Consider the following 20629-nt stretch of genomic DNA (forward strand, 5'->3'; position numbering starts at 1 on the left):
CCACCCTAGGGAGTCTGGCGCGGTTTGGCGAGGACGCCGCTCAGCCGAAAACGCGGATGCCCGCAACCCATGTGCCAAGCACCCGGCCTTCCATGCGCTGACCATCGAACGGGGTGTTCTTGGACTTGGAGCGCAGCTTCGTGCGGTCGAGCAGGAAGGGCGCGGAGGGGTCGAACAAGAGCAGGTCCGCCGGGGCGCCTTTGGCGAGGCGGCCCGAGGGCAGGCCGAGGCGCGCGGCGGGCTTGAACGACAGGGCGCGGAAGAGTTGCGGCAGGGTGAGCGCGCCGGAATGGATGAGGCGCATGGCGGCAGGCAGCAGCGTTTCTAGCGCGACAGCCCCGGAGGCGGCCTGCTCGAAGGGGAGGCGCTTGCTCTCTTCGTCCTGCGGTGTGTGCATGGAGGAGATCACATCTATCAGGCCGGAGGCGACAGCCTCGACCATCGCCAGCCTGTCCTCTTCTTCGCGCAGCGGGGGCTTGAGCTTGAAGAAGGTGCGGTAGTCGGTGATGTCGTTGGCGTTCAGCGTCAGGTGGTGAATCGAGACGCCTGCGGTGATGTCGAACCCGTTGGCCTTGGCCCGCTCCAGCGGCGGCAGGGCGCGGGCGGCGGAGAGCTGGTCGAAGTGGTAGCGCGTGCCTGTCATCTCGACCATGGCGATGTCACGGTCCACGCCCATGCGCTCGGCCATGGGGGAGACGGCGGGCAGGCCCATCAGCGTGGCGAGTTTGCCGGAGGTGGCGGCCGCGCCTTTGGAGAGGGTCGGCTCCTGCGGGTGGCCAACAACCAGCGCGTCCAGATCGCGGGCGTAGGAAAGGGCGCGGGCGAGCACCTTGGTATCGGCCACGACCTTGTCACCATCGGAAAAGGCCAGCGCGCCCGCGTCCTTGAGGAAGGACAGCTCGGCCATCTCGCGCCCTTCGCGGTTTTTCGTGAGCGTGGCCATGGCGTGGATGTTCACCGGCGCCGCCTCACCCGCGCGGCGGGTGACAAACTCCAGCGTCTCGGGTGAGTCGATTGCCGGCAGCGTGTCGGGGCGCATGATGAGGGTGGTCACCCCACCCGCCGCCGCCGCCGCGCCCGCCGATTTGAACGATTCCTTGTGCCGCTCGCCGGGCTCGCAAATCTTCACCCCAAGATCGACGATCCCCGGCGCCAGCCATTTGCCGCCGCCATCCACCACCTCGGCCCCCTCGGGCGCAGCCATCGGGCCGGTGGCGACATCGGCAATGATCCCGTCTTTCACCAGCAGGTGGCCCGGCGCCTCGGTAAGCGCCTCGGGGTCGATCAGGGTGACATTGGTGAAGAGGGTTGTGGTCATTGAGACTGTTCCTTGAGGGCCTTGCGCGCCAGCCCCATCACATGCGCCCCGTTCTCGATCAGCTCGAAGCCGATGCGCCGGGTGAAGCTGCGCTTGAAGCCATTCTTGTTGCGCCGCGTATAGGTGGTGGTGGCAAACCAGAGCGTGTCACCCCGTGCCGACTGCTCGAGTTCCAGCCTGTCGGTCAGGGGATAGCTCTTGAGCTTGCGGGTGCCAAGAACCTCGGTGGCGATGAAACCCCGCTTGTTGGTCAGCGTGTAATTGGTGTGCCGCCGCTGGTAGGCCTTCCAGAAGTACTTGCCGAAGACCATGTAGAGCCCGATCGCCAGAAAGGGCAGGCCGAAGAGCGGGAAGAACTGGAAGATGCCGGGCGCATTGCGCGGCGTGCCCATGGAGCTGGCCATGCTCATCCAGAAGATGGCGAAACCGGCGAAGAACAGGCCAAAAAGGCTTTCAAAGATATCCTTGCCGCGCACCACCACACCCGCAGAGGGGCGGCCCTGCCAGAGGATCTCTTCGTCGTCGTCAAGAAGGCCTTCCCAGCCGGGGGGAGGTTTGCTCATCAGCCCTTCCCCCGTATTGCGGTCAGCGCGGTTTCGGCCATCACCGCATCTTCGGCGGAGAGGCCGGTGAAGCCGACAGGGCCGGGGCGGGAGGTGCGATAATGCCCGTCAGCGTCGCGGTAGCGCCGGGCGGGGGGGAAGAAGAAGTAAACGGCCCAAGGCCCGTCTTCGTCGCGGCCCCTTCGATTGATCTTGCCGGATTTGCCGATCGACAGGCGTATCAGCCTGTGCCCGCCGTGCAGGATCAGCGCGCGGGTTTTCGTAACGCCGTAGCGGGTGCGCCGGTTGGCGGCGCGGGCGTAAGCGGGGGCGAAGAAGGAGAAGATCAGCCAGAGACCGCTCGAGATGGCGAGGAAGATGACCCAGATCAGCGTGCCGCCCTCCATCTCGTCGAGGTTGGCGAGGCCGATCAGCAGGAAGAACAGGAAGCAGGCAAACATGACCCAGCCGGTGATACGCAGGAAGACATAGGCGCCCGGCAGGGTGCGAGTAAAGGTGGGCCTGCCCTGCCAAAGCAGGGTTTCGTTGGGCTTGAGATGGGGTTCAATACCGTCGCTCATTGCTCCGCCTCCTTTTCAGCAAGGGCCGCGTTGATCCGGCGCACCATTTCGCCGGGGCGCGAGATGTAGCGGGCCACCACCTTGCGGCCGTCAGTGCGGATGATGAGAACACCGCGCAGAAGGGTGGTTTTGACCCGGGCGATCTCATGCAGCATGAGGTCTGTCACCAAGCCGTCGTTATCATGAAGGCGCAGCCTGTCGGGGTAGAGCACCCAGCGCTCACGGCGGTGGCGAAGCCACTTTATGTGGTCGTCAAAGACGAAGCCCCATAGCAGCGGGCTGATGATGAAGACGACCAGCAGCGAAACCCAGAAGGTGAGCGGATCAGCCTCGCGCAGGCCGGTGGGCACGATGCCGAAGAAAAGGCTGGTGAGCAGGCCGACGATGAAGAAGCGGAACAGAAAGTTCCGGAAGGAGGGTGCCCAGCTTGCGATGGCCTCTACGGTCACAGGGCCTTCACCCGGTCGTGGAAGGCGATGTAGAGGTCGCGCAGGCGGTCATAAAGCCATTCGTGTTGCTCGGGCCAACGGGATTGGTCGGTGGGGTCTTCGCCATGATTGTGGAGCCTGATGGCTTGTCCGGTGCCTGCGAGTTCGTCCCATTCCAGCGCGTAGCCAAGCTCATCTTCGATCTCGGTGCGCTGGCTCAGAAGCGCTTCGCGCCAGGCACGGGCGTTGGGGCCGAACATTGTCAGCTCGGCCTTGATCCAGCGTTCCTGGCTGTTGATCGCGGCGGTCACCTCGATGTTGCCGCGGCCAATTGAGAAACCGGTCCACTGCTGAGGAAGGGGCTTGCGGGGGCGCAAAGGCAGATCATCGACGACCTCGATCATCCCCAAGACATGTTCTCGCAGCGCCCCCCAATATTGGACATAGGTTTTCTTAAGGTCAGACAATGTGCCGGACGTGTCTGACTTCTTGCTTTCCTCGGCCATCCGCGCCCAGTCATCCGGCTCCACCACCACGTTGAAGCGCGGCGCAATCGGGCTGTTGTCGATGCGCCAGAGTTCCAGCTCGACGGCGAAGAAGCGGTGGTCGTCGGCGGTGATGGTGTTGAGCCATGTCAGGGCGGTACGGTGCTCTTCGCGCAGGTGTTCGCAGATCAGCACCACGGTGGCCGCCTTGAGGCCGCTGGCGTAGGTGAGCAGTTTGCCGAAGTGGTCATGATCGGAGCTGCCATACTGGTTTTCGATCAGCACGGTGGCTTCCGCGGCTTGGTTGAGATCTCGGCAGACGATATCGGCGCGATACTTGCCAACGGGCACTTCGGTGGCTTCCAGCTCCAGCCCCTCGCGGCCCATGCCGAGGGCTTCGGAGAGGAGCGGCAGCTGGCAGGCGAGCCAGGGAGTGAAGTCCTGTGCCTCGTTGGGCCAGGTGCCTCGGATGTCCTTGATCCGGTGGAAGGTGCCGAGCTGTGTCATGCCGCGCGCGATGCCTTGAGGTTTTGTGCCAGCAGGTCCATCGCCGCCATGCGCACGGCCACGCCCATTTCGACCTGTTCGGTGATGACCGAGCGGGTGGGGTCGTCGGCGGTGGCGCTGTCGATTTCGACACCACGGTTCATCGGGCCCGGGTGCATGACGATGGCATCGGGTTTGGCGTGGCCAAGCTTGTCGGCGTCGAGGCCGTAGCGGTGGAAATACTCCCGCTCGGAGGGGATGAAGCCGCCGTCCATCCGCTCGCGTTGGAGCCGCAGCATCATCACCACATCGGCGCCCTTGAGGCCCTCGGCCATGTCATGCGTCACCTCGCAGCCCAGATCGCGGAAGGCGGCGGGCACCAGCGTGGGCGGGCCGACGAGGCGCACGCGGGCTTCCATCCTGTTCAGCAGCATGATGTTGGAGCGCGCCACGCGGCTATGGGCGACATCGCCGCAGATCGCCACGGTCAGCCGGTGCAGGCGGCCCTTGTGGCGGCGGATTGTGAGCGCGTCGAGCAGGGCCTGCGTGGGGTGCTCGTGCCGCCCGTCGCCTGCGTTGAGCACCGCGCAATTGACCTTTTGTGCCAACAGGTCCACCGCGCCGGAATGGGGGTGGCGGACCACCAGCAAGTCGGGGTGCATGGCGTTCAGTGTCAGCGCGGTATCGAGCAGGGTTTCGCCCTTTTTGATCGAACTGGCCTGCATCGCCATGTTCATCACGTCTGCCCCGAGGCGCTTGCCCGCGAGCTCGAAGCTGGCTTGGGTGCGGGTCGAATTCTCGAAGAACATGTTGACCTGCGTCAGCCCTTCCAGAGCCTTGCCGTGCTTCTCGGCAGAGCGGTTCAGCCCGGCATAGTGCTCGGCAAGGTCAAGGATGGCGGTGATTTCATCGGGGGCGAGATTGGCGATGCCAAGCAGGTGTCTGGCGCGCAAGGTCATGGTTGGCTCCCCGGAAATTTGCGCCAGTGTATAGCAGGCTCGCACGGGGCGGCAACATGGGGTAAGCCGTGGGTATGGACGGGGATTTCGACCGAAACGCAATGTTGGCGGCGCTGGCCTGGCAAGTGGAGCTGGGGGCGGTGGATACCATTGGCGATGCGCCGGTGGACCGCTTCGAGGTGAAGCCGGAGCCAAAGGCCAAACCTGCCGCCGCAGCCGCGCCCCATGCGCCCGTGGTGGTGCCCGAGGTCGACACTGTGGCCGAGGCCCGCGCCGCCGCCAAGGAGGCCGGCAGCCTTGAGGCGCTTGCCGCCGCGCAGGAGGCCTTCCCCCATTGTGAGCTGAAACGGGGGGCGCGCAATTTTGTTTTTGCCGATGGTCGCCCCGAGGCGCGGGTGATGGTGATCGGCGAGGGGCCGGGGGCCGAGGAGGATGCGCAGGGCAAGCCCTTTGTCGGACGCTCCGGGCAGTTGCTCGACAAGATGTTTGCCGCCATCGGGCTGGCGCGGGATGCGGCGGATGCGGGGGCGGCGCTTTATATCACCAATGTTGTGCCTTGGCGCCCGCCGCAAAACCGCGATCCGGACTCCGAAGAACTGGCAATGATGCGCCCCTTCGTGGAGCGCCATATCGAACTGGCCGCGCCGGAGTTGATCGTGCTGATGGGCAATCCGGCCTGCGGCGCGCTGCTGGGCAAGCGTGGCATCACCCGGCTGCGCGGCAACTGGCACGAGGTGGGCGGCGTGCCCGCCATGCCGATGTTTCACCCCTCCTTCCTGCTCCGCCGCCCCGAGATGAAGCGCCACGCATGGGCCGATCTGCTGACAGTGAAGGCGCGGCTGGAGGGGCTGGGATGATCGACGCGCTCACCCTGCTGGCCTTTCTGCCCGCCGCGCTGGCGCTCAACCTGACGCCGGGGGCCGACATGATGTTTGTGCTGGCGCAGGGCCTCAAGGGCGGGCGCGGACCGGCGATGGCGGCCAATGCGGGGATTTCGGCGGGCTGCATGGTCAACGTCGCGGCTGCGGGGCTGGGGCTTGGCGCGGTGGTGGCCGCGCTGCCCGGGGCCTTCGAGGTGATCCGCTGGGCGGGGGTGGCCTATCTGCTGTGGCTCGCCGTGGCCACGCTGCGGGCAGGCGGGCCCGGGCAGAGCCGCGCCAAGCCACTCGCCCCGGCGCGGGCCTTTCGGCAGGCCTTGGTGGTGAATGTAACCAACCCCAAGGTGATCCTCTTCATCCTCGCCTTCCTGCCGCAATTCGTGGACCCGTCTCGCGCCGTGCTGCCGCAATTTTTGGCGTTGGGCAGCGTGCTGGCGGCAGGTGGCTTTATGATCAACGGCGCTGTCGGCCTCGGGGCGGGCTCATTGGGGCTGGCGCTGACGCGCTCGCCCCGCTTCGCACGGGCTCTGTCGTGGATCACGGCGGGCATCTTCGGGGTGTTGGCGGCGCGACTGGCCCTGATGGAGCGTACATGAGCGAGCGAGAGTTTATCCCCACCCGGATCGCGGTGCTCACCGTTTCCGACAGCCGCAGCATGGCCGAAGATCGCTCCGGCGACACGCTGGTGGCGCGGATCGAGGCGGCGGGCCATATTGTGGCCGACCGGAAGATCTTGCCGGATGAGCGCCACGAGATCGCCGGGCAACTCCGGGCGTGGTGCGCCGATGAGGGTGTTGATGTGATCCTCTCCACCGGCGGCACCGGCCTTACCGGGCGTGACGTGACGGTGGAGGCCCACCGCGATGTCTACGAGAAGGAAATCGAGGCCTTCGCCACCGTATTCACCCATGTGTCGATGGCCAAGATCGGCACCAGCGCGGTGCAATCGCGCGCCACCGGCGGCGTGGCAAATGGCACCTACCTCTTCGCCCTGCCCGGCTCTCCCGGTGCCTGCAAGGACGCTTGGGACGAGATCCTCGTCAAACAGCTCGACTACCGGCACATGCCCTGCAACTTCGTCGAGATCATGCCCAGGCTCGACGAGCACATGCGGCGGAAGAAATAGCCGCCACCCTGTTCATTTTCTTGCTCTAAATATCTCCGGGGGGTGCGGGGGGCTGGCCCCCCGCTGCAACGGCTCACCACCGCTTCAGCGCATCCTCATCGGCCTCAACGGCTGCCACCCAGCCTTCGCCCTCACGCGTCAGCTCTTTCTTCCAGAACGGCGCGCGCGACTTCAGGTAATCCATCAAAAATTCCGCCGCCTCGAAGGCCGCCACCCTGTGGGCCGAAGCGGTCGCCACCATCATGATCTGCGCGCCCGGCTCCAGCCGCCCGTGGCGGTGGATCACCAGCGCCCCGGTCAGCGGCCAGCGGCCCTCGGCCTCTTCCACGATGCCAGAAATCGCCTTTTCGGTCATGCCCGGGTAATGCTCGATCTCCATCGCCTCCAGCCTGCCCGCAACATCGCGGACAACCCCGGTGAAGCTGACGACGGCACCTGCCCCGCCTTGCGCGGCGGAAAAGCGGTTCAACTCGGCCCCGGCATCAAAGCTCTCGGCCTGCACGCGAACCTCGGCCATCAGCCGCCCGTCATCGGCGGAAAGAAGGCCACCTCGCGCACGCCCTCAAGCGGCGCGTCGAAGTCGGAAAGCTCCTGATCGAGCGCCACGCGCAGGGCGGTGACATCCTCGAAGGCAGCGGCATAGCGTGGCTCGCGCGCGCGCAGCTCTTCCACCAGAGCGGCCACGTTTGGGGCTTGGGTTTCCACCTTTTCTTTCGGCAAGCCGATCCGCTCGCGCACCCAGGCGAAGTAGAGCACATCCACGGTCATTTTGGCCCTTTCAGGAACGGCAGCGCCTTGCGGAAGTAATCCCAGCCGGTGAGGAGCGTCAGCGCCCCGGCGATCCACAGCACCCAGATGCCGGCCACCGTCGCCCAGCCTGCCGGGCCATCGCGGAAGCGGGCCAAGCCGCCGGGGCCATCACCACGATGGGTGAGCCAATCGAGGCCGGTGCCGAGGAACAGGATAGCAATCGCCACCATCTGCGCCGTGGTCTTCCACTTGGCGAGTTGCGTTACCTTGAGCGTGCCCGCGGTATCGCCAAGAAACTCACGCAGGCCCGACACAAAGACCTCGCGAAACATGATCAGCGTCGCGGGCAGCAGGATCCACGGGTTCATCCCCGAAAAGCCGGTGATGACGAGCAGCGCAATCACCACCATTGCCTTGTCGGCAATCGGGTCCAGCATGGCGCCGATCTTGGTTTCCTGCTTCCACTTGCGCGCCAGCCAGCCGTCAAAGAAATCGGTGGCGGCGGCGGCCATGAAGAGCACCAACGCAAACCAATCGGCCCAGGGGCGGCTGAAGTACAGGAACATCACCGCCACGCCGGGGGCGGCGAGCAGGCGGAGCACCGTCAGGATATTTGGGATCGTCCAGACCATGAGAGGGGTTTACCCCAGCCGGAGGGCACACGGAAGTGCCGCGATTTCACGCAGGTCGGGCTGCGAGGTGGCAAAAAGTCGTGCTAGTGTTGCGGCGAACAGCAGGAGTTTGCGATGTCCGGAATTCTTTCTGACGCCCATGGCCGCTACACCGGCACCGGCCGCTGGGCCGATGCGCAGGGCGATAGCCACGGCTACAAGGTGGAACTGGAGCTGACGCCCGAGGGGGAACACGGGCTTTGGCTGAGGTTCAGGCATGTCTTTACCGAAGAGCAAACGCCCGATGTGGTGATGCAAATTCCGCTGCAGGTCACGGCGCCGGGCATCCTCACATTCGAGTTGGCAGGCATGCCGCAGGGCCTCGGGTATTACACCGAGACGGCGCTGCACTTTACCCTGCCGGTGCAGAATGCGGCGGTGGAGGCCACGCATATCTTCGGGAACGGGGGCTGCCATGTGCTTGGGTCGAGCCAGAAGAACTCGCTGGGCCGCTACATCATGTGGGAAGAGCACCTGCGCCGGGCATAGCGCCGGCCCGCTGCCCTAGCCCTTTTCGTGAAAGTAATCGTAGATCTTTTGGGCCAGCCCCTCGCTCACCCCGTCTACCGCCTTCAGGTCGGCAAGGTTCGCCCGGCTCACCGCCTTGGCTGAGCCGAAATGCGCCAGCAGCGCCCGCTTGCGGGTGGCGCCCACGCCCGGCACCTCATCCAGCGGGTTGGCCACCATCGACTTGGCCCGCTTGGCGCGGTGGGTGCCGATGGCAAAGCGGTGGGCTTCGTCGCGCATGCGCTGGATGAAATAGAGCACCGGATCATTGTGGCGCAGCGCCATCACCCGCTGCCCGGGGCGGTGGAACTCTTCCTTGCCGTGGTCCCGGTCTACCCCCTTGGCGACACCGATGAAGGGCACGTCTTCCACCCCAAGCTCGGCCATGATCTCGCCCACGGCGCTCACCTGCCCTGCGCCGCCGTCGATCAGCAGCAGGTCTGGCCATGTGTCTGACTGGCGGTCGGGGTCTTCTTTCAGCAGGCGCTTGAAGCGGCGGGAGAGCACCTCTTTCATCATGCCGAAGTCATCGCCCGGCACCAGCTCTTCGCCCTTGATGTTGAACTTGCGATACTGGCTCTTCACCCAGCCATCGGGGCCCATCACCACCATGCCACCAACGGCGTTGGTGCCCTGAATGTGGGAGTTGTCGTAAATCTCGATGCGCTGCGGCGGAGCGGCGAGGTCGAAGGCCTCGGCAAGACCCTTGAGCAGTTTCGACTGCGCGGCGCTTTCGCTCATCTTGCGCGCAAGGCTCTCGCGCGCGTTGCGCAGCGCGCCTGCCACCAGTTCGGCCTTCTCGCCACGCTGGGGCACGCTCACCTCAACCTTGCGCCCTGCCGCCTCGGTTAGCAGCGCCTCCATCACCTCGCGGTCTTCGATGTCATCGCTGATCAGCACCAGCCGGGGCGGCTCCTTGGTGGAGTAGAACTGGCCCATGAAGGCTTGCAGAACCTCCGCCGGGCTCTCGGCCCCGCCAAGGCGGGGGTAATAGTCCTTGTTGCCCCAGTTCTGCCCAGCGCGGATGAAGAACACCTGCACGCAGGCCTGCCCGCCTTCCATGTGCAGCGCGATCACATCCGCCTCGGGCGTTGAACGCGGGTTGATTCCCTGCGCTGTCTGAAGGCTGGTCATCGCGCGGATCCGGTCGCGCAGCGCGGCGGCCCGTTCAAACTCCATCGCCTCGGAGGCCTCCTGCATCTGCTCGGCCAGTTGCTCCTGCACCTTGGTGGAGCGGCCTTGCAGAAACCGCTCTGCATCACCCACCAACCCGGCATAATCGGCCTCGCTGATGTGGCCGACGCAGGGGGCGGAGCAGCGCTTGATCTGGTAGAGCAGGCAGGGCCGCGAGCGGGTTTCAAACGTGGCATCGGTGCAATTGCGCAGCAGGAAAACCTTCTGCAACTGGTTCAGCGTGCGGTTCACCGCGCCCGCGCTGGCGAAGGGGCCATAGTAGGCACCCTTCTCCTTCTTCGCGCCCCGATGCTTTTTGATCTGCGGGTAGGCGTGGTTTTTGGCGACGAGGATATTGGGAAAGCTCTTGTCGTCGCGCAGCAGCACGTTGAACTTGGGTTTGAGCTGCTTGATGAGGTTCTGCTCTAGCAGCAGCGCCTCGGTTTCGGTCGCCGTGGTGAGGAACATCATCGAGGCGGTTTCGGAAATCATCCGGGCGATGCGCGGGCTGTGCCCCGTAGGGCGAGCATAAGAGCTGACCCGCGCCTTGAGGTTGCGGGCCTTGCCAACGTAAAGAACGCGGCTCTCCTCATCGAGCATCCGGTAAACCCCTGGGGAGCCATCCAGATGTCGCAACTGATCGCGGATAACCTCGTGACCGGCCTTCATCGCACCTACTTTATTTAGTTCATGATTCCCCGCCATGGCTGCAATGGTAGTTGACCAAGGGCAAGAGGAAAGCTCTCCACTGTTTCTGTGGATAACTCTTGGGAGAAATTCGGGACCGGGCGAAATTTCCCTTGTTTCCCGGCGGATTCCGGACTTTGCCTAATTTTTGGGCTCTATTTTAAAGCACTGAAGTTAAACGATAAAAATTATGTCCGCTCATAAATTAATGATTTCATTACATAAAATATGTCGGATTTGTAACGCCGCAAGCCGCCTAGGATAACTCGGTCCGCCCTCCCGCTCCTGACGCGGTTGGCAGGAGAAAACCCGGACGTAGGGGCAACGCGGCGGTCTGCGCCTCAGACGACGACCACCACTAAATATGCCACATATAGAAAGCTGAATATGGCCCCGACGGCCCGGCCCATGTTTTGCCGCAGGAAGACGAAGGGGATCAGGAACAGCGAGGCGGCCAGCATCACCCACAGGTCGAACTGCAGGATCTCCGGGTCCACCGGGATTGGGCCAACGAAGCTGGCGATGCCGATGATCGCCAAGAGGTTAAACATGTTGGAGCCAATCACGTTGCCCAGCGCTACATCGGCCTGATTGCGCAGCGCGGCCATGACGGTGGTGGCGAGCTCGGGCAGCGAGGTGCCGATGGCCACCAGCGTGAGGCCGATCACCGTGTCCGAAACGCCCAGCACCTTGGCGATGTTCACCGAACTATCCACCAGCAGGTCGGCCCCCAGCGGCAGGCCAATGAGGCCAAGCGCGGTGTAAACGCCGATCTTCCACCACGGCATGGACGGATCGGCCCCTTCAAGGTCGACCTCTTCATCAGCGCCGTAGTCCTGTGTTTCCGTCGCGCGGCGGTGGTTGCGCGCGGAATGAAACGCATCCCAGAGCACGCCCGAGAGCGCCGCCACCAGCACCAGCCCATGCCACCAGCGGATCGGGCCGAAGAAGCAGGTGGCGATAAACAGCAGCGAGGCCGCGATCATGAACATGTAGCTGCGGCGGGTGTCGTGATCGCGGGTGGCGAGGGTTTTTATCAGCGCGGGCACGCCGAGCACCAGCAGCACGTTGGCGATGTTGGAGCCCACCACATTGCCCAGCGCAAGGCCGCCTGCATTGTCACGCACGGCATTGACCGAGATCAGCAGCTCGGGCGCGGAGGTGCCGAAGGCGACAATGGTGAGCGAGACGATCAGGGCCGGAATGCCAAGCCGAAGTGCGATGTTCACCGCGCCACGCACCAGCGCATCGCCGGCAAGAAGCAGGATCACGAGGCCCAGCCCCGCGATCAGGAGATCATAGGCCATAGATCAGCTCTTTCCGCAGGCGCAGTCACCCGCCCCGATCCGGAAGGCCCCGCACTTGGGGCACTTCTGCGCCGTCTCCACGCGCTTTGCAGGAGGCTTCTTCTTGGCGACCTTCTTCTTGCCGAAAATCGCCAACAGGCCCATCACGGCCAGAAAGAGAATGACTGCCTTGAGGAGCATCTAAAGCCCGAACCTCGCCCACATGGCCCGGTCTTCCACCGCGCCTACCGCCCCGTTCATGGCCTCTGCACCGATCCGCCGCAAGAGCCCGCGCTTGGGGCCGTGCACGGCAAGGCGGGTTTTGTCGCCAAAGCGGGCCTTCATCGTGGGGATCAGGTGGCCGACGGCATCGGCAAGCCCCACCTCCACGGCCTGCTGGCCAACCCAGATGTCGCCGGTGAACAGGTCGGTGCCCTCTGCCAATTTGTCACCGCGCCGCGACTTGACCTGCGTGATGAAATTGCCGTGGATCACCTCTTGCAGCGCCTTGAGGCGGGCCACGTCTTCTTCTTTCTCTGGGCGGAACGGGTCCATGAAGCTCTTGGACTGCCCGGCGGTGTGCACCCGCCGCTCGATCCCGTGCTTGGCGATAAACTCGGTCAGCCCGAAGCTGGCGGAGATCACGCCGATGGAGCCGGTGATGGAATTTGCATCCACGAAAATCTCTTCAGCCGCCGTGGCCAGCCAATAACCGCCAGAGGCCGCGACATCTTCGACGAAGGCAAAGACCGGCACCTCTTTTTCTTCCGACAGGCGGCGGATGCGGGCAGCGATCAGGGCGCTTTGGGTCGGTGAGCCGCCGGGCGAGTTGATCTGGAGCGCCACCGCCGCGGGTTTGCCCTTGCGAAAGGCCCGCTCGATCGGCGCAGCCATGCCTGCATCAGAAAGCCCACGCGCCCCGCTGCCGATGGCGCCCTGAAGGCGAACGACAGAAACAAGGGGGGGCTGTTCGAGAAAGGGGATAAATCGGCGCATGACCTCTCATGTATGTGTGCCCCCCTGCACAAGCAAGGCGTGGCGCTGCCTCTGACGGCGCGTCACACGGAGGAACCGCGCAGGAGCCCATGCAGGCAGGCGTTCCGCACAACAGGCCGGTTCGGTTCAGGAATAGCTTGGCAACTGATCGGCAACAGCCGCTGAGGCCGGGCCTTTCACCAGATGAGGCGTGCGAAGCTCTAGCCCTCGCGAATGGCAAGCCCGTCTTCACCAAAGAAGTGCAGCGCGTCGCCCGGAAAACCAAGGCTGACGGGCGCGCCCTCTTGCAGCTCGGTGTTGCCCGGCGCCCTGACGGTGATCTGCCCGGCGTCGCCCGCATCGACGATCACGAAAGTATCGGCGCCGAGGTATTCGATCACGTCGATCCGGCCATCGCAGGTGCCCCCGCCCTCGCCAACCATGATGTGCTCGGGCCGGATGCCCACCTGCACCGCGCCCGCTGGCGCATTCTTCAGCGCAAGCGCTTCGGTGATCGGCATGACGTTCATCTTGGGCGAGCCGATGAACTGCGCCACGAAGAGGTTGGCGGGCCGCTCATAAAGCTCGCGCGGGGTGCCGACCTGCGCGATCTTGCCGAACTCCAGCACCACGATCCTGTCGGCCAGTGTCATCGCCTCCACCTGATCGTGGGTGACGTAGATCATGGTTGTCGCAAGGCTTTGGTGCAGCTTGGCGATCTCGTAACGCATCTCGACACGCAGCGCGGCATCGAGGTTGGAGAGCGGCTCATCGAAGAGAAAGGCCGTCGGGTCGCGCACGATACTCCGACCAATGGCCACCCGCTGGCGTTGACCGCCCGAAAGGTCTTTGGGCCGCCGCTCGAGGTAGGGCTCCAGCTTCAGCACCCGGGCCGCCTCGCCCACCTTCTCCTGGATCTCGGCCTTGGGCGCGCCCGCCGTCTTGAGCGAGAACCCCATGTTCTCGCCCACCGACATATGCGGGTAGAGCGCGTAGCTTTGGAACACCATGGAAAGGCCCCGCTTGGAGGGGGGCGCGGCTGTCATGTCTGCGCCGTCGATCATGATCTGGCCGCGAGAGGTTTCTTCCAGCCCGCCGATCATCCGCAGCAGGGTGGACTTGCCGCAGCCCGAGGGGCCAACGAAGATGATGAACTCACCGTCCGCAATGCTGAGGTCCACCCCCTTGATGACCTGCACATTGCCATACCACTTTTCGACCGCCTTCAGCTCTATGCTGCCCATGCGTTCCTCCCTGCGGTGGGCGAGGCCCATGCGAGCCACACCGCCGCCGTCCATGTAAAGTTGCGCCCGCCCGCAGGCGCGCCGTCGCGCGGGTCGAAATACTCGGCAAAGCCGTTTTCCGCGATCATCGCGCGGGTGTTCTCGGTGATCTTGCTGGCCCAATCGCCGTGCCCCTGCTCGGCAAGCCCCTTTGCGATCAGCAGGTTCATCATCGCCCAGACCGGCCCGCGCCAGTAACGCTTGGGCTCATAGGCCGGGTGGGCCGGGTCGGTCGAGGGGATGAAATAGGTTTCCAGCCCGCAGACGCGCTCAAGCTGGGGCAGCATCCGGTCGTCGCCCACACCGGCATACCAGCTGAGAAAACTGGCGTTTGAGACGACGCCGGTGTGCTTGTCTGCCCGCTCGTCATAGCAGTCATATGTTTCGGCCTCGGCGTTCCAGAGCCGCTCCGCCCCAGCCTCCATCGCCGCGATCCAGCCGTCGATCTCGGCCAGGTCACCGCCAAATCGCTCGGCCAGCACCCGCAGATCCCGGGTGGAGCGCAGGAGGGTGAAGGTCATCGTGGGATCGGCCACGCGGAAAGGGTTGGCCTCGCGCAGGTAGGCCTCGTCCCAGCCGCTCTCGGCCCCCAGCTTCACGAGATAGAGGAAACGGTCATACTGCGCCTGCAAGGGCCGCTCTTCCTCGACCACATGGGTCGTGTCCCGCCGCCGATAGCTCTCAATTCCCACCGGCTCGATGGCGGCGAAGGGGCCATCCCAATCGGGGCAATTGTCGCGGCCCGTCTCCCACGGGTGGGTCACCACGATGGCCCCGCCCTCGCTGCGCCACTCCATGAACCAGCGGTGCCAAGCGATCAGCCTCGGCACCAATGCTTCGGCGCGCGCGGCAAAGCTCTCGTCCAACTCCAGCAGCCAACGCACGAAGGTGCCCGCTATCGGCGGCTGACTGATCCCGCTGGAGGGGATCGGCCCCACCCCGCGCCAGATATCCGGCCCCGGAAAGTAGCTCGGATCAACCTTGTGAAACAGGATATGCGGCACCATTCCGTTGTCCCATTGGCCGCTGAAGAGCGTGTCGATCTCGTCCCACGCGCGGCCCATGTCGTGCTCGGCAAAGCCCAGCGCGGCAAAAACCGAATCCCAGTTCCACTGGTAGGGGTAGAGCCCATCCGTTGGCACGGTGTAGCCGCCCCGGTCGTTGCCGGCCAAAATGGCGCGCGCTTCCTCGTCTCGCGTCATCCCTTGACGCTCCCTGCGGTAAGGCCCTTGGTCATGAATTTCTCCAATCCGAGAAACAGCGCCATGATCGGCACGGTGGCAATCACCGCCCCCGCCATCAGGTGCTGGCGCGGCACTTCAGAGCTGTTCAGGCTGGTGACCGCGCGGGTGAGGGTGAATTTTGACGGATCGTCCAGCAGCATGAACGCGAGCAGGAACTCGTTCCACGCGATCATGAAGACGTAGAGCGACACGCTGGCCAAGGCGGGCAACGCCAGCGGCAGGGTGATCTTCCAGATCACGGCGAGGCGTGAGAGGCCATCCATCAGCCCTGCCTCCTCCACCTCGGCGGGCAGCCCGCGGAAGTAGCCCTGCAACATGTAGAGCGCCACCGGGATCGTGGTGACCGGGTAGATCAGCACGATGCCGAAGACGGTGTTGCGCAGGCCCATTTGGCTGAACGCAATATAGATCGGCAGGGCCAGCACGATCATCGGCACCATGTAGATCAGCAGGATCGACCGCGAGAAGGCCGCCCGCCCGTTGAAGCGCAGCCGCGCCACGGCATAGGCGCCGGGCACCGAGAACAGCAGGGTGATGAAGACCGTCAGGCAGGAGATATAGAAGCTCGTCCAGAGATAGCGGCCAAAGTCATATTGGCCGAACAACTCGGCGTAGCTGCGAAACAACTCCCACCCACGCGAGAGCTCGATCGAAAAATCCAACGGATTCTGCATGAGGGCCTGCTGGTTCTTCAGCGAGGTCATCACCATCACGTAAAAGGGGATCACCACGATGGCGGTGAAGAAGATGTAGCCAAAACCGGTAAGAAAGCGGATCACCGCCGCCTCGAACTCGTGCCTTGTCAGCGCACCCGGCTTCAGCTCCGCCACGATGGCCCAGAACGACATCGCGAAGGCCATTCCGAGCGCAATTGCCGCGCCCCATCCCGCTACCGGCCCAACGTCTGCGCCGATCACCATCGGCCCGACGCCCGCCAGCGTCACGCCAGCCAGCCCGATTACCGCGCCGAACATTGATACCGATCCGAGCCGGAACACCGCCCCAAGCCCCACGACCGCTCCCCAGAGCAGGCACAGCAACACCGAGGGGCGGAATGCCTCACCAGTGGCGAAGGAGAACCCCACCGCCACTGTCGTCGCCACCACCAGCATCCACAAAGCGCCCAGCAATGGGGCCGTCAGGGTTCCACGCCAGAGAAAGCTCAAAGCCCTTCCTCCCGGCTGATCCACTTGAAGAAGAACACGCTGAACACGATCAGGCAGGCAAAGATCACCACCGCCACAGCCGCCCCCGCGCCGATGTTGCTGATCGCGAAGGCCTGTTCATAGACGTTCACCGTGAGCGTCCGCGTCCCCGCGTTACCGCCCGTCAGCAGGAAGATGTCGTCGAACTTGTTGAAGGTCCAGATGAAGCGCAGGAGGAAGAGCACGCTCAGGATGCCCACGAGCTGCGGCAGGCTGAGATACCAGAACTTCTGAAAGGGCGAGGCACCGTCCATATCGGCGGCCTCATACATATCGGTGTCGATGCTCTGCATCCGCGCAAGGATGAAGAGGAAGCTGAGCGGGAAATAGCGCCAAATTTCGAAGACGATCACCATGATCAGGGCGAGCGGCCGCTGCCCAAAAAAGTTGATCGCCTCACTGGTCACGCCCATCTGTATCAGCAGCGCGTTGGCCGAGCCGCTGAAGGGGTCAAACAGCGTGACCCAAGTGAAAGCCACCGCGATCACCGGCGCGACATAGGGGAAGAGGTAGAGCCCCCGCAATATCCCTTGCCCCCGGAAGCTCTTGTTCAGCAGCATGGCAGCAAAGAGCCCCATGACCAGCGCGCCGATTGTGCCAAAGATGGTGTAGAGCAGCGTGACCCAGAGCACCTGCCAGAACTCTCCGCCATCGAAGACACGGGCAAAGTTTTCGCCGGTGAATTCGAAGTTGGTGAGGATGTTGGGGGCCTTCACCACCACATCCGGTTCGCTGTCTTCCAGCGGGTCTTCCATCGCTTCGGGGTCATCCGCGATGATTGGCACCCGGATTTCGCTGCGTCCCCCGGCTTCCACCTCGCCCAAGTCGCAGGTGAGGGTGCGGGCCTCGTAGGTGCAGCCCTCTGGCACAGCACCCGGTTCTGCTCCTTCGGGGAACATGTCGGAAAAGCGCGCCGAGGTCAGCGCGATGTCTTGGCTGGTGTTGCGCACCCGGTAGCGAATGTAAGGCTCGGCTTCATCGGCGTCGCGCAGTTGTTCATTCACGCTGAGCGTGGGTGGGCGCAGGTCGGCAAGGCCGATGGGTTTGACGCTGATCCAGAAGATCGCCAGCAAAGGCAGGATCACCACCAACGAGACGCTGATGATGGTCGGGGCCAGCAGGCCCCAAGCCAGCCGGGCCTCGCGCTTGGCAAGCGGGCCTCGGCCCTTGGGGGGGATGGGTGTGTCGCTCATCTTGAAGCCGGGCGGCAGCACAGGGCCGCCGCCCGATGGCCAAGGTTCACTGAACCTTCGCCAGTTCCTCGTTCATCATATCCACGGTCGCCGCCGCATCACGCGCGCCGTCAATATACTCGCGCACAAGGCGGTTGATGACCTGGCTGTTGATCATCTTCGAAGCCAGCGAAAGCTGCCCTTCTTCGACGCCCCAGCGCTGGGCGACATCAAGGCCGCTGACGATCTCGTCGATCATCTCGGGCGCATAGAGGTCCGAGAGGGCTGCCTTGCGATCGACACCCACATCGAGCTTCGACCACTCGGCCTTGAACTTCTCAGGCTCATCGGCCGTGCCGCGCCGGGTGGGGAACTTGCCTTCGGGCGCAATGGAGAGCGTGTCCATGTAGCCTTGGTCCATGGAGTATTTCACAAACTCCATCGCCGCATCGGTATCGGCATCCGAGGTGATCCCGAAGTAACGAGTATCGCCCCATGCCGCGCCATCGGGGTTCGACGGGCCTGCAAAGGTGGTGACGATCCCGGTCTTGGAGGCCAGTTCGCTGCTGGTCGGATCGTCGGTGAGGGTCGGGGGCGCGTCATCCCGCAGCCCGGCCAGCTCGTCGAGGATGAAGGGCGACCAGATGATCATCGCGGCCTGCCCGGCGAAGTAAAGCTCGCGGCTCTGCTTCCAGAACAGCTCGCCCGGCGGCGAGGCCTCTGCAATCGCCTTGTAGAAATCGAGCACCTCGGTTGTGGCAGCCACGTCGAGCGGGGCGAAGCCCTCTTCGTTCACCGGAGAAACGCCGTTGGCGAGGAAGACGTGCTCCAACACTTGGCTCATGAAGTTCTCATCCACCTTGGTGGCGGCGACGAAGCCATACATCTCGGGCGGGTTGTGCAGCGCCTCGATCGCGGCCAGCACGTTGGCGTAGCTGTTGGGCGGCTCCAGCCCGTTCTCTTCGAACAGGTCTTTGCGATACACCACCATCTGCGTCCAGCCATCTACCGGCACGGCGGCGGTGCCATCCTCGAAGGCGGCCATGGCCAGCGGGCCGGGGGCGAATGTGTCTTCGCCCAGTTCCTCCAGCACCTCGGTCGCGGCCTCTGCATCCAGAATGCCGGCCTCGGCCCAGGGCAGGGTATATTGGATGGTGTGATAGATCACATCCGGCAGGTCACCGGCGGCAAAGGCGGCGGTGGCGCGGGTGCCAAGATCGGATTCGGTCACGGGAATCACCTCGACGGCGGTGCCAGTTTCCTCCTCGAAGGCCTTGGCCATTTCTTGCTGTTTCTGCAGCCGCTCGGGCTGCTCTTCGGTGGTCCAGAAGCGGATCGACTGGGCCTCGGCCATCGCCGTGCCGAGAGTCAGCGCAGTCGCGGCCAGAAGCCCGCGTTTAAGGGTCACGTAGGTCATGTAAGTCCTCCCAGTGTTTGTCTTTTGCAGCGCCGTTGGCACCGGTCTTCGCGTTACTCGATCGCGCCTTGGGGGAGGTCGTCTGTCGGCCCTCTGGCCAGTCCGCGTCGTTGCGCGCGCTCCCCTGATGCCCTTCATAGTTGAAGGCCAGATCGCGCTGGGCAACGATTTTTCCCGGTTTTGCGGCAGGATGCGGGGTCTTGCCGAGTGGCTGCCTAGTTTTTGTGCAGCTACCTGCCAGACTCCTCGCGGGCGTAAAGCCGCCATGTTGCCATCAGCGCCCGGTCGGCGCGGCTGCGGATTTCGGCCTCTTGCAGGGGCGGCGCGGCATGGATCACCCGGCGGATCTGAAGGTCGCCCAACAGCAGGCCAAGGTAGGTTTCGCAGATCGCCCCGGCACTGCCGCCCCTCAAGGCGCGTTCGTCCAGCGCTCGCTGGCAAAGCGCCTCGATCATCGGTGCAATCCGCGCCCGCCCCACCTCCGCCAGCGCCGCGCCAAGCGCGCCCGTGGCATCGCCCGCCGCCGCCCGCGCCAGCGCCACCGCCCGCGGGCCGGTCAGCAGGTTCAGCAGCAGCGGACCTAGAGCGTCGAGGGTTTCCAGCGGGGAGGCTTCCTCCACCAGCGCCGCCTCCAGCCGGGCCGCAATGGCCTCGCCGTTGCGCAGCGCCATGGCGCGAAACAGCCCGAGCTTGTCGCCATACCAGTTGTAGAGCGTTTCGTTGGACGCCTTCGCAGCCTTCGCCACGGCCAGCATCGACATGCCGGCGGCGCCCTTCTCTTCCAGCAGCGCATAGGCCGCCTCGATGATCTGGCTTTCGCGGGCTGCCCGCTTCTCTTCTCGCATTGTTACCTCCGCGTTGACAGTAACCGTATTTGTAATTACGGATAGCCGCAAGCGTAATCATGTATACGGATTTGAACCATGCTGACCATCTTTCGCCTCGCTGCCCTGCTGTCCCTGCTGCTTTGCGGCGCGCTCTTCGGGTTCTTCTACGCCTGGGTTTGCTCAACGATGTGGGGGCTTGATGCCGCCGCGCCGGAAGTGGCCATTCGCGCGATGCAGGCGATGAATGCCTCTGTCCGTAACGCGGTGTTCGCCCCGGCCTTCTTTGGCACCGGCCCGGCCCTGCTGCTCACCGCTCTCCTCGCATGGAAGAGCGGGCAAGGCCGCGCGGTGGTGGGGCTGTTTGCGCTGGCGGGGCTGGTGGCCCTGTTCGGCGGGTCGGTGCTGACCCTCGCGGTGAACGTGCCAATGAACGAGGCGCTGGCGCTGGTGAGCGATGCAGAGATCGACGCCGGGGCTGCGCAGATCTGGGCCGAGTATTCCGCCCCGTGGCAGTTTTGGAATCAGCTGCGCACCGTCTTCACCGGCATAGCGCTGGCGCTGGCGGGCTTGGGTTTGCTGATGGCCGCTCCGGCAGCGGAGCGGTGATTTTCGCCAATCACGCCAAGCCC

At 64.4% G+C, this 20629-nt stretch carries 24 protein-coding genes; 5 read left to right on the forward strand and 19 right to left on the reverse strand.

Features of this window, described 5'->3' with window-relative positions; translation table 11 throughout:
* Positions 1-40: 40 nt before the first annotated feature.
* From pyrC to FHY55_RS00610, 6 genes are read right to left on the reverse strand one after another with little or no spacing between them, the layout of a single operon-like run.
* Positions 41-1318 (reverse strand): dihydroorotase, encoded by a 1278-nt coding sequence (gene pyrC / locus FHY55_RS00585; protein ID WP_140012341.1) that lies wholly within the window; start codon positions 1316-1318, stop codon positions 41-43.
* Positions 1315-1881, reverse strand: coding sequence for an aspartate carbamoyltransferase catalytic subunit (locus FHY55_RS00590; protein WP_140012342.1), 567 nt, complete (start codon positions 1879-1881; stop codon positions 1315-1317). Before FHY55_RS00590 ends, pyrC begins: the two co-directional genes overlap by 4 nt.
* A complete protein-coding gene (locus FHY55_RS00595; RefSeq protein WP_140012343.1) occupies positions 1881-2441 on the reverse strand; it encodes a hypothetical protein in 561 nt (186 codons plus the stop codon). Before FHY55_RS00595 ends, FHY55_RS00590 begins: the two co-directional genes overlap by 1 nt.
* On the reverse strand, positions 2438-2890 hold the full coding sequence (locus FHY55_RS00600) for a hypothetical protein (RefSeq protein WP_140012344.1): 453 nt from the start codon (positions 2888-2890) through the stop codon (positions 2438-2440). Before FHY55_RS00600 ends, FHY55_RS00595 begins: the two co-directional genes overlap by 4 nt.
* Positions 2887-3861, reverse strand: coding sequence for a DUF4268 domain-containing protein (locus FHY55_RS00605; RefSeq protein ID WP_140012345.1), 975 nt, complete (start codon positions 3859-3861; stop codon positions 2887-2889). Before FHY55_RS00605 ends, FHY55_RS00600 begins: the two co-directional genes overlap by 4 nt.
* Complete coding sequence (locus FHY55_RS00610; protein WP_140012346.1) at positions 3858-4799, reverse strand: aspartate carbamoyltransferase catalytic subunit; 942 nt, start codon at positions 4797-4799, stop codon at positions 3858-3860. Before FHY55_RS00610 ends, FHY55_RS00605 begins: the two co-directional genes overlap by 4 nt.
* Before the next feature lie 74 nt (positions 4800-4873).
* Between FHY55_RS00610 and FHY55_RS00615 the strand changes: the two genes are divergently transcribed.
* From FHY55_RS00615 to moaB, 3 genes are read left to right on the forward strand one after another with little or no spacing between them, the layout of a single operon-like run.
* Positions 4874-5656 carry a uracil-DNA glycosylase gene (locus FHY55_RS00615; protein WP_140012347.1) on the forward strand — a complete coding sequence of 261 codons (783 nt, stop codon included), beginning with the start codon at positions 4874-4876 and terminating at the stop codon, positions 5654-5656.
* Entirely contained in the window at positions 5653-6273 is a 621-nt protein-coding gene (locus tag FHY55_RS00620; RefSeq protein ID WP_140012348.1) for a LysE family translocator, read from the forward strand. The genes FHY55_RS00615 and FHY55_RS00620 overlap by 4 nt, the downstream gene beginning before the upstream one ends.
* Positions 6270-6803: a molybdenum cofactor biosynthesis protein B gene (gene moaB, locus FHY55_RS00625; RefSeq protein ID WP_140012349.1), complete on the forward strand. Its 534-nt coding sequence runs from the start codon at positions 6270-6272 to the stop codon at positions 6801-6803. The genes FHY55_RS00620 and moaB overlap by 4 nt, the downstream gene beginning before the upstream one ends.
* Positions 6804-6876: 73 nt before the next feature.
* Here moaB and FHY55_RS00630 read toward each other — a convergent pair whose 3' ends face one another.
* The 3 genes from FHY55_RS00630 to pgsA are packed head-to-tail and all read right to left on the reverse strand — an operon-like array spanning position 6877 to position 8185.
* Positions 6877-7320 carry a molybdenum cofactor biosynthesis protein MoaE gene (locus tag FHY55_RS00630; protein WP_140012350.1) on the reverse strand — a complete coding sequence of 148 codons (444 nt, stop codon included), beginning with the start codon at positions 7318-7320 and terminating at the stop codon, positions 6877-6879.
* A complete protein-coding gene (moaD, locus tag FHY55_RS00635) occupies positions 7320-7565 on the reverse strand; it encodes a molybdopterin converting factor subunit 1 (protein ID WP_140015946.1) in 246 nt (81 codons plus the stop codon). Before moaD ends, FHY55_RS00630 begins: the two co-directional genes overlap by 1 nt.
* A 2-nt stretch (positions 7566-7567) precedes the next feature.
* Positions 7568-8185, reverse strand: a complete 618-nt coding sequence (gene pgsA / locus FHY55_RS00640) for a CDP-diacylglycerol--glycerol-3-phosphate 3-phosphatidyltransferase (RefSeq protein ID WP_140012351.1) — start codon at positions 8183-8185, stop codon at positions 7568-7570.
* Positions 8186-8299: 114 nt separating this feature from the next.
* Between pgsA and FHY55_RS00645 the strand changes: the two genes are divergently transcribed.
* Positions 8300-8713, forward strand: a complete 414-nt coding sequence (locus tag FHY55_RS00645; RefSeq protein WP_140012352.1) for a hypothetical protein — start codon at positions 8300-8302, stop codon at positions 8711-8713.
* Positions 8714-8728: 15 nt separating this feature from the next.
* Here FHY55_RS00645 and uvrC read toward each other — a convergent pair whose 3' ends face one another.
* The 10 genes from uvrC to FHY55_RS00690 form a co-directional block, all read right to left on the reverse strand.
* Positions 8729-10573, reverse strand: a complete 1845-nt coding sequence (gene uvrC, locus FHY55_RS00650) for an excinuclease ABC subunit UvrC (protein WP_140012353.1) — start codon at positions 10571-10573, stop codon at positions 8729-8731.
* Between the two features lie 359 nt (positions 10574-10932).
* A complete protein-coding gene (locus tag FHY55_RS00655) occupies positions 10933-11898 on the reverse strand; it encodes a calcium/sodium antiporter (RefSeq protein ID WP_140012354.1) in 966 nt (321 codons plus the stop codon).
* 3 nt (positions 11899-11901) lie between these two features.
* Positions 11902-12078 (reverse strand): hypothetical protein, encoded by a 177-nt coding sequence (locus tag FHY55_RS20400; protein ID WP_168222905.1) that lies wholly within the window; start codon positions 12076-12078, stop codon positions 11902-11904.
* Entirely contained in the window at positions 12079-12873 is a 795-nt protein-coding gene (locus tag FHY55_RS00660) for a S49 family peptidase (protein ID WP_140012355.1), read from the reverse strand.
* 200 nt (positions 12874-13073) lie between these two features.
* Positions 13074-14096: an ABC transporter ATP-binding protein gene (locus FHY55_RS00665; protein ID WP_140012356.1), complete on the reverse strand. Its 1023-nt coding sequence runs from the start codon at positions 14094-14096 to the stop codon at positions 13074-13076.
* Positions 14084-15337 carry a hypothetical protein gene (locus FHY55_RS00670; RefSeq protein WP_140012357.1) on the reverse strand — a complete coding sequence of 418 codons (1254 nt, stop codon included), beginning with the start codon at positions 15335-15337 and terminating at the stop codon, positions 14084-14086. The genes FHY55_RS00665 and FHY55_RS00670 overlap by 13 nt, the downstream gene beginning before the upstream one ends.
* Entirely contained in the window at positions 15334-16545 is a 1212-nt protein-coding gene (locus tag FHY55_RS00675) for a carbohydrate ABC transporter permease (RefSeq protein WP_254695385.1), read from the reverse strand. The genes FHY55_RS00670 and FHY55_RS00675 overlap by 4 nt, the downstream gene beginning before the upstream one ends.
* Positions 16542-17777, reverse strand: coding sequence for a carbohydrate ABC transporter permease (locus tag FHY55_RS00680; protein WP_140012358.1), 1236 nt, complete (start codon positions 17775-17777; stop codon positions 16542-16544). The genes FHY55_RS00675 and FHY55_RS00680 overlap by 4 nt, the downstream gene beginning before the upstream one ends.
* Before the next feature lie 46 nt (positions 17778-17823).
* Positions 17824-19173 carry an ABC transporter substrate-binding protein gene (locus FHY55_RS00685; protein WP_140012359.1) on the reverse strand — a complete coding sequence of 450 codons (1350 nt, stop codon included), beginning with the start codon at positions 19171-19173 and terminating at the stop codon, positions 17824-17826.
* Between the two features lie 230 nt (positions 19174-19403).
* On the reverse strand, positions 19404-20018 hold the full coding sequence (locus FHY55_RS00690) for a TetR/AcrR family transcriptional regulator (protein WP_140012360.1): 615 nt from the start codon (positions 20016-20018) through the stop codon (positions 19404-19406).
* 78 nt (positions 20019-20096) lie between these two features.
* On the opposite strand from FHY55_RS00690, the gene FHY55_RS00695 reads away from it, so the two are divergent.
* Positions 20097-20606 carry a DUF1772 domain-containing protein gene (locus FHY55_RS00695; protein ID WP_140012361.1) on the forward strand — a complete coding sequence of 170 codons (510 nt, stop codon included), beginning with the start codon at positions 20097-20099 and terminating at the stop codon, positions 20604-20606.
* Positions 20607-20629: the final 23 nt, after the last annotated feature.

Source organism: Oceanicola sp. D3, from assembly GCF_006351965.1.
Lineage (GTDB): Bacteria > Pseudomonadota > Alphaproteobacteria > Rhodobacterales > Rhodobacteraceae > Vannielia.